Annotated in this window: 6 protein-coding genes, 8 tRNA genes and 2 rRNA genes; all 16 read right to left on the reverse strand. The window is 50.2% G+C overall.

Translation table 11 applies throughout. The features are described 5' to 3' along the window. Positions 1–308: 308 nt before the first annotated feature. Positions 309–1667, reverse strand: a complete 1359-nt coding sequence (glmM, locus tag EVJ33_RS08170; RefSeq protein ID WP_131436161.1) for a phosphoglucosamine mutase — start codon at positions 1665–1667, stop codon at positions 309–311. Positions 1668–1702: 35 nt separating this feature from the next. Then, positions 1703–2983, reverse strand: a complete 1281-nt coding sequence (locus EVJ33_RS08175) for a CdaR family protein (RefSeq protein WP_131436163.1) — start codon at positions 2981–2983, stop codon at positions 1703–1705. After that, positions 2984–3844 (reverse strand): diadenylate cyclase CdaA, encoded by an 861-nt coding sequence (cdaA, locus tag EVJ33_RS08180; protein ID WP_024372448.1) that lies wholly within the window; start codon positions 3842–3844, stop codon positions 2984–2986. Positions 3845–3979: 135 nt separating this feature from the next. Next, on the reverse strand, positions 3980–4615 hold the full coding sequence (locus EVJ33_RS08185; RefSeq protein ID WP_131436165.1) for a bactofilin family protein: 636 nt from the start codon (positions 4613–4615) through the stop codon (positions 3980–3982). Then, positions 4612–5187: an RNA polymerase sigma factor SigW gene (gene sigW / locus EVJ33_RS08190; protein ID WP_131436167.1), complete on the reverse strand. Its 576-nt coding sequence runs from the start codon at positions 5185–5187 to the stop codon at positions 4612–4614. Before sigW ends, EVJ33_RS08185 begins: the two co-directional genes overlap by 4 nt. 137 nt (positions 5188–5324) lie before the next feature. Next, complete coding sequence (gene rocF / locus EVJ33_RS08195; RefSeq protein ID WP_131436168.1) at positions 5325–6227, reverse strand: arginase; 903 nt, start codon at positions 6225–6227, stop codon at positions 5325–5327. A 199-nt stretch (positions 6228–6426) separates the two neighbouring features. After that, positions 6427–6502 (reverse strand) — tRNA-Ala (locus tag EVJ33_RS08200). 16 nt (positions 6503–6518) lie between these two features. Further along, positions 6519–6593, reverse strand: a tRNA-Gly gene (locus EVJ33_RS08205). A gap of 8 nt (positions 6594–6601) precedes the next feature. Continuing rightward, positions 6602–6674, reverse strand: a tRNA-Lys gene (locus EVJ33_RS08210). Between the two features lie 5 nt (positions 6675–6679). Continuing rightward, positions 6680–6763: transfer RNA gene (locus EVJ33_RS08215), tRNA-Tyr, on the reverse strand. Positions 6764–6769: 6 nt separating this feature from the next. Further along, positions 6770–6842 (reverse strand) — tRNA-Thr (locus EVJ33_RS08220). Between the two features lie 28 nt (positions 6843–6870). Continuing rightward, positions 6871–6946: transfer RNA gene (locus EVJ33_RS08225), tRNA-Val, on the reverse strand. A gap of 3 nt (positions 6947–6949) precedes the next feature. Continuing rightward, a tRNA-Glu gene (locus EVJ33_RS08230) sits at positions 6950–7024 on the reverse strand. 5 nt (positions 7025–7029) lie between these two features. Beyond that, positions 7030–7104 (reverse strand) — tRNA-Asn (locus EVJ33_RS08235). An 8-nt stretch (positions 7105–7112) separates the two neighbouring features. Further along, a 5S ribosomal RNA gene (gene rrf, locus EVJ33_RS08240) occupies positions 7113–7228 on the reverse strand. Between the two features lie 95 nt (positions 7229–7323). After that, positions 7324–7444, reverse strand: a 23S ribosomal RNA gene (locus EVJ33_RS08245); the annotation flags it as partial.

A 7444-nucleotide genomic window follows, 5' to 3' on the forward strand; every position in this document is an offset into this window, starting at 1 on the left:
CTAAGATCTGTCAACGCGCTCCCCTTTGGCCGTCCGGTCGCCCGGGCGTTTTGAGGGTTTGCTTGTAGTCGTGACAGGCGACTAGGAGGCATCCGCCGAAAACTCGATAACCTCCAACCTCGTCAACTCCGAAGAGTTCTGGCGCTTGGTTCGTACTGGGTGTCCTTCCGTTTCTAAGGGCACGCTCTTAATAGTACAAATCACACCTCCATTCGTCAAGAAAATCACATAATTTCACAGTGACAAAACGGAAACAAAAAGGGAACCCGAGGACGGATTCCCTTGTTTTATTCCCTATTTCGACAGAATTATCCTTCTACGCCGTAATCTTCGCGGACAACTTGTGCGATTCGTTCAACATAACGGTCACATTCTTCCGATGTCGGTGCTTCCGCCATGACACGCACGAGCGGCTCCGTACCAGAAGCGCGGACGAGGATACGGCCGTTGCCGTTCATTTCGGCTTCCGCTTCTTGAATCGTCGCGAGGACACGGTCGCCGTTCATCGCCTCGTTTTTGTCCGTGACACGGATGTTGACGAGTTTTTGTGGGTAGACCGGCATCTCAGCTGCGAGTTCTGACAACTTGCGGCCTGTCGTCTTCACGATTTGAGCGAGTTGGACGCCAGATAGCATGCCGTCTCCTGTCGTCGAGTGGTCGAGGAAGATGAGGTGACCCGACTGCTCGCCACCGAGTGTGTAGTTGTGTTTCTTCATCTCTTCGACGACATAACGGTCACCGACCGCCGTCTGGAGCGCCGTCATGCCTGCATCTTCAACGGCTTTATGGAAACCGAGGTTACTCATGACCGTCGCGACGATCGTGTTGTCTTTGAGACGGCCTTTCTCGCTCAAGTACTTCCCGCAGATGTACATGATTTTATCGCCGTCGACGATATCACCGTTCTCATCGATCGCAATCAAGCGGTCGCCGTCGCCGTCAAAGGCGAGACCCATGTCCGCTCCTTTTTCACGAACGAATTGTGCCAAGTGCTCAGGGTGAGTCGAACCGACACCTTCGTTAATGTTCAAGCCGTTAGGCGAGTTGCCGATCGTCGAGACGTTCGCTTCGAGGTCCGCAAATAAACGGGCTGCCAATCCACTCGTCGCACCATGGGCGCAGTCGAGGGCGATATGGAGACCATCGAAATCTTCGTCGACCGTCTGTTTTAATAATTGAAGGTATTTTTGAGCACCTTCATAGTAATCCGAGACGAAGCCGAGGTCTTTTCCGACTGGGCGTGGCAACGTGTCTTCTGCCGCATCCAAAATCGCTTCGATTTCCGCTTCGGTCGCGTCGTCGAGTTTGAAGCCGTCGCTACCGAAGAACTTGATGCCGTTATCTGCGACCGGGTTGTGCGACGCCGAGATCATGACACCAGCCGTCGCATCGAGCGACTTCGTCAAATAAGCGACACCTGGGGTTGAAATGACACCGAGACGCATCACTTCGGCTCCGATTGATAGGAGACCCGCGATGAGCGCACCTTCAAGCATATGACCTGAAATGCGTGTATCACGGCCAATCAAGACTTTTGGTTGTTCGCCGGCTGGCAAGTGTTTCGATAACACGTAGCCGCCCGCACGACCTAAACGATATGCTAATTCTGCTGTCAATTCTGAGTTCGCGACACCGCGGACTCCATCAGTTCCAAAATATTTACCCATAAATTCAATTCCTCACTTTTGTATGATTGAACGCCTCATTGAATCGAGGACGTTTCGGTTTGTTCATCGACACTCGTTAACTCGATGTCGATTGTCTTCGGTGAGACGACGGTCACACCTTTAGGTACTTCATAATCGACGTCGACCCCATGCAATCCGCTCGGGAGCCCAGTCAAATCTAAGGTCACACTCACGCTGTTCGACGTGATGTTCTCTAAGAGTGACCGTTTCCCGGACAGCGTCACTCCAATCACTTCGGGTGCTTGGAGCGTAAAGTTCGTCCGGTCATATCCTCGCACGGTCACAGGTATTGTCAAACGAACCCGTTCCGTCAACTCGCTCGTATCGTCTCTCGACTCATCTGCAGCCCGGACGAGCAATTGGACTTCCACTTGCTTCGTCTCAAGCGACGAGGCGCCTTCCGGCAAAACGAGAGTGGCGGTCACTTTTCCGGTCTTGTCGATGCCGTCCACATCGATTGGTTCTGTCTCAACGGTTTCAATCGTATCGAGCACGTCTTGTGGCGCAAAGACACGGACTTCCATCTCGTCCAGCAACGTATCGACAAGCCTATAATCTTCAGCCACATCCCCGGACGTGACCGCTTCAATCGGGAAGACCGCGCTCTGTTCGTAGACAGGAACCGTCACACTGATGATATTCGGTTCGACGGTCACGTTGAGCGGATTGCCGTTCGCATCTAAAATCGTCGGCGTCAATTCTCGCGTGAACGTTTGACTTTGATTGGTGACATCGACGTTCAACGTGATCTCTTTGACGTTTTGAATCCGACTCGCACCGCCCGAGACTTTCACCGTCGCCGGTTCGATTTCGGCGTCACCGACAACTTTCCCGTCCGGCAACTGGTCTTTGTTCAATAGGTTGACGGATACCGGCACTTCAATTGTTTGTTTGCGGTCGATGTAGATTTCTACCGTATCCCGCTCAAGCTTGACGTTGACGTCGCCGCCAAAGCCGCGCGCCTCGACCGGAACGCGATGGAATCCGGTCCCTAGATTCGTCAAATCGACGAAGACTTGATAATCTTTCACCAACTTCGTCATCGTTAAACTGCTAGATGGTCCTTGAAGTTCAACGTTCATTTCTTCCGGAACGTTATAAGCCACGTACTGCACCTCATCGAAGAACACTTCGACCGGTACGTCGAGCGACATCGAACTTTGTCCGACAATCGGGAGGGCATTCGTGGAGTTCGTCGACGAGCTCGTCTCGGCGACCATGAAATAAAGCAGGATGGCTAAAGCAAGTGCGATGATGCGGAGAAACCATTTATGTTGTAACCACTGATCAATCACTTACTTGTCCCCCCCTTTTTTATTAAAGAACGAGAGCGTCGTCTCTTTTTCTTCAATAACGAGTTCTTGGATCAATTTATTGCGAAGTGCCTCCTCATCCAACTCTCGATACAGACGACCCGCGATCGCGAGCGACACGGCACCTGTTTCTTCAGAGACGGTGAGGGTCACGCTATCGGTCACTTCACTGACGCCAATCGCAGCCCTGTGTCGTGTTCCTAACGCTTTATCGATGTGCGGGCTCTCGGACAACGGCAAATAACAAGCCGCTGCCGCAATTTTCCCATCTTGAATAATCATCGCCCCATCGTGCAGGGGGGTGTTCGGAATGAACAGGTTGATGATCAGTTGTGATGTAATATGTGAATCCATGCGAATACCGGTCTCGACATACTCATTCAAGCCTGTATCGCGTTCAATCGCAATTAATGCGCCGATGCGACGTTTTGACATATATTGCGCTGAACTGACGATCGCTTCAATCATTTGACGTTGCTTATCCTCATCGCTCGTGCTTGTCCGGCCAAACAAATTGCTCGTTCGTCCTAAATGCTCGAGTCCTCGTCGAAGTTCTGGTTGGAAGATGATAATGATTCCGAGTAGTCCATATGTGATGACTTGATTCAATAAGAACTGTAATGTCTTCAACCCAAAGAACCCGCTGAGGAACCAGCTGACAAGAATAATGGAAATCCCTTTAATCAATTGGACCGCTTTTGTCCCACGTACAATCATCATCAATTTATAGATGACATACGTGACGACGACAATATCTAAAACGTCATTCAAATAATCGTACCAATGTACGTTCTCTGAAAGACTAAAAAATGATAAGAATGATACTTGTTCAAGTAGCGGCAAATGCTCCCCTCCTCAACTACCTAGCCAATTCGTGCAAATTACATTATATCACATTTCCGAAACCACGCATCGCTAGACGATAAAACGAAACCAGATTGAAACGAACACAAAAAGACGCCGTCTCCGGCGTCTCCGTTAGAAGATTTGTTTGAACGAATACCACATCCACTCAAACATCCGATCGATCTGCTCGAGTTCTCCCGTTACTTCTCCAGCGCTAGCTAGATAAGCCCGGCCATTTACAGCCGTCGCGTTTCCATTGACCGTCCCTTCAATTCGAAGGTCACCGCCTTGGACCGTGATATCTCGATCGACGGTAACGCCTTCTGGGATAACGACCTCGTTTGACGTGACAACGATGCCCGGCACTTTCGTGTACGTCATCGTCTCTGTCGACTCATTCCATAGGCCGAGTGTCGCACTCGACATCAAACTGAAGAATAAGGCTGCTGCCATCAGTCCTGGATGCTTACGGAACCAAGTCATCCATTTGGATTGTGGTCTCTGTTTTGTCCGGACTTTGTCTTCAAATCGAGTCACCGGTGTGACCTCTACCCGTGCTTTCGCTTCCGGTAAGGACGCCATCACACGGGCTGTAAAATCATCGGATAATTTCGGCCGTGGTAAAGCCTTCAGTTCGGCATCTATTCGTTCGTATTGAAGGTACGCTTCATATAAGTCGTCGTCCTCCAACAAATGACGTAGTTCGTCAGATTCTTCGGGCAGGATGCCATCTTCCAAATATTGTTGTACTTTTTCTTCAGGAGTCAATTGAACCCCTCCCTGTTTTGAAAGATTGTCTTTAACATTTCTCTTCCCCGGAAGATCCTTGTTTTAACCGTAGCGACCGGCATATCGATCATGACACTGATTTCTTTCAGCGATAAATCATCCACGTATTTCAGCAGAAGCGGAATCCGATACTTATCGGGCAACTGCTTAATCGCTTCATGCATCTCGCCTCGAATTTCGCGATGAACGACTTGGGCATCGGGTTGGGGTGCTTCATCAGCCAAATGGTCCTGATAGGTCAAGCCGTCGGTGCCCGCAATCTCGGCATCCATCGAATATTCCGGCTTTCGCTTTCTGAGACGATCGATTGCGACGTTCGTCGCAATGCGATAGAGCCACGTCTTGAACTTGTACTGCGGATCGTACGTATCAATTCGGGTATACGCCCGAATGAACGTCTCCTGGGCAGCATCTTCTGCTTCGCCACGATCATACAATATCTTATAAGCGATAGCAAAGACACCATCCTTGTACAGTTCTACCAGCTCAGCAAACGAATCATGATTCCCCGACCTCAATTCGTCTACTAAACGGGTGGTCAGCCGTTCCATCAATCCACTTCCCCTCTCCGCAACCTATGCGGTCATCTTTCTATACGAATCAATTTCTATGTAGGTTTCAAAAAATATGACAACAAAAAAAGTTTCCAAGTCCATTGTAACAAAGGGACTTGGAAACTGTAAGGTCATCAGACAGTTTCACTTTCCAATAACAGGTTTTCTTTGGATTTCAAAATTGTCTCGCACAACTCGAACGCCAACTGGGCCGTCGTATCATCATGGTCAAGCGCTGGGTTCAATTCAACTAGCTCAATCGCTATCAAATCGTCTGCCTTCATCGCTTCGGCCAAAATCGCTTTCCCTTCCGCGGCCGTAAGACCTTGCTCGACCGGCGTGCCGGTACCTGGGACGAGTTGCGCGTCCAAACTGTCCATATCGAAGCTGAGGTAGAAACGATCGACACGTGCGCGCAAATAAGCGAGTGCCTCTTTCATCATGACATCGACGCCCCGCGTTCGAATTTCTTCGACCGTGATCACTTTAATGCCGAGTCGATTGATCTCTCGAATCTCACCCTCATCGATGTCTCGAAGTGCCATATAGACCAAGTGCTCAGGCGTAAGTTTCGGTTCACGTCCGCCGACCTCCGTCAAACGGATATCCCCCATCCCCATAGCGGCGGCAAGCGGCATACCGTGAATATTGCCCGATGGAGATGTTTCACCTGTGTTTAAATCAGCATGCGCATCGACCCAAATCACGCCGTATGGACCTGTTTTGGCAAGACCGGCGAGCGTCCCAATCGCCATGCTGTGATCGCCCCCAACAATCAACGGGAATCGCTTCGCTTGAATTTCTGCATCGACGACCTCAGCGAGTTCTTGAACCGTGTATAAGACTCCATCCACCCGTTTCAAGTGCTCTTCGCTGTTAATCATTTCAGATTCAGGTAAAACACGAATCGTCTGTTGCTTCGTTTCCGTTGGCAATAGTGTTTCCAATCCGAGTGTCCGTAATTTTGATGGACCTTGCTCTACACCATGTTTCCCCTGTCCATAGCGTAGCGGCACTTCAATATATGACCAATTCATCCCCATTCCCCCTTGAACGTTTATACTTTCATTGTAAACGCTACCAAACTCGTGGTTCAACTTCACACAATGATGAATAAACATACAAAAAGGCAGCCTGAATGGTGGCAGGCTGCCTTTCTCTGTACTCTCAAGTGAATGGTTCATGGATTTAGGCAAAAAAAAACTTAAGTCGTAAGTAACTTAAGAAAAAAACAAATGGTGGAGCCTAGCGGGATCGAACCGCTGACCTCCTGCGTGCAAGGCAGGCGCTCTCCCAGCTGAGCTAAGGCCCCATTAAAGGGAATAATATGGAGCGGAAGACGGGATTCGAACCCGCGACCCCGACCTTGGCAAGGTCGTATTCTACCACTGAACTACTTCCGCATAAAAAATGAGCCATGCAGGGCTCGAACCTGCGACCCTCTGATTAAAAGTCAGATGCTCTACCAACTGAGCTAATGGCTCAAACCTGGTGGGGGGGGGCGGATTCGAACCGCCGAACCCGAGGGAGCGGATTTACAGTCCGCCGCGTTTAGCCACTTCGCTACCCCCCCAAGGAGTGCCGGCGAAAGGATTCGAACCCTCGACCCTCTGATTACAAGTCAGATGCTCTACCAACTGAGCTACACCGGCATATATGGTTTGATGAATTAAAATTAAATGGTGGAGGATGACGGGATCGAACCGCCGACCCCCTGCTTGTAAGGCAGGTGCTCTCCCAGCTGAGCTAATCCTCCGAATGGTGACCCGTACGGGATTCGAACCCGTGTTACCGCCGTGAAAGGGCGGTGTCTTAACCGCTTGACCAACGGGCCTTAATTGGCTCCGCAAGTAGGATTTGAACCTACGACCTACCGGTTAACAGCCGGTTGCTCTACCACTGAGCTATTGCGGAACGATTTTGCCTGGCAGCGTCCTATCCTCACAGGGGGAGACCCCCAACTACTTTCGGCGCTGAAGCGCTTAACTTCCGTGTTCGGCATGGGAACGGGTGTGGCCGCTTCGCTATCGCCACCAGACAAAAGAATATTAACATCGCCCTGAGGGCATGTCAATTCATTTCAGGATTGTTCCCTGAAAACTGAAGACTCATCAATTCACACAAACCTTAGACTAGATCAAAGCCTCGACCGATTAGTATCATTCAGCTCCACACGTCGCCGTGCTTCCACCCATGACCTATCTACCTCATCGTCTCTGAGGGGTCTTTCTTGATTGCTCAAAGGGAAATCTCA

The organism is Exiguobacterium sp. SL-10, assembly GCF_004337025.1.
Taxonomy (GTDB): Bacteria; Bacillota; Bacilli; order Exiguobacteriales; family Exiguobacteriaceae; genus Exiguobacterium.

Excerpts from the sequence above, each read along its gene's own strand:
- rocF (WP_131436168.1), bottom strand. The coding sequence starts at position 6,227 with ATGAATTGGTCATATATTGAAGTGCCGCTACGCTATGGACAGGGGAAA.
- glmM (WP_131436161.1), bottom strand. The coding sequence starts at position 1,667 with ATGGGTAAATATTTTGGAACTGATGGAGTCCGCGGTGTCGCGAACTCA.
- sigW (WP_131436167.1), bottom strand. The coding sequence starts at position 5,187 with ATGGAACGGCTGACCACCCGTTTAGTAGACGAATTGAGGTCGGGGAAT.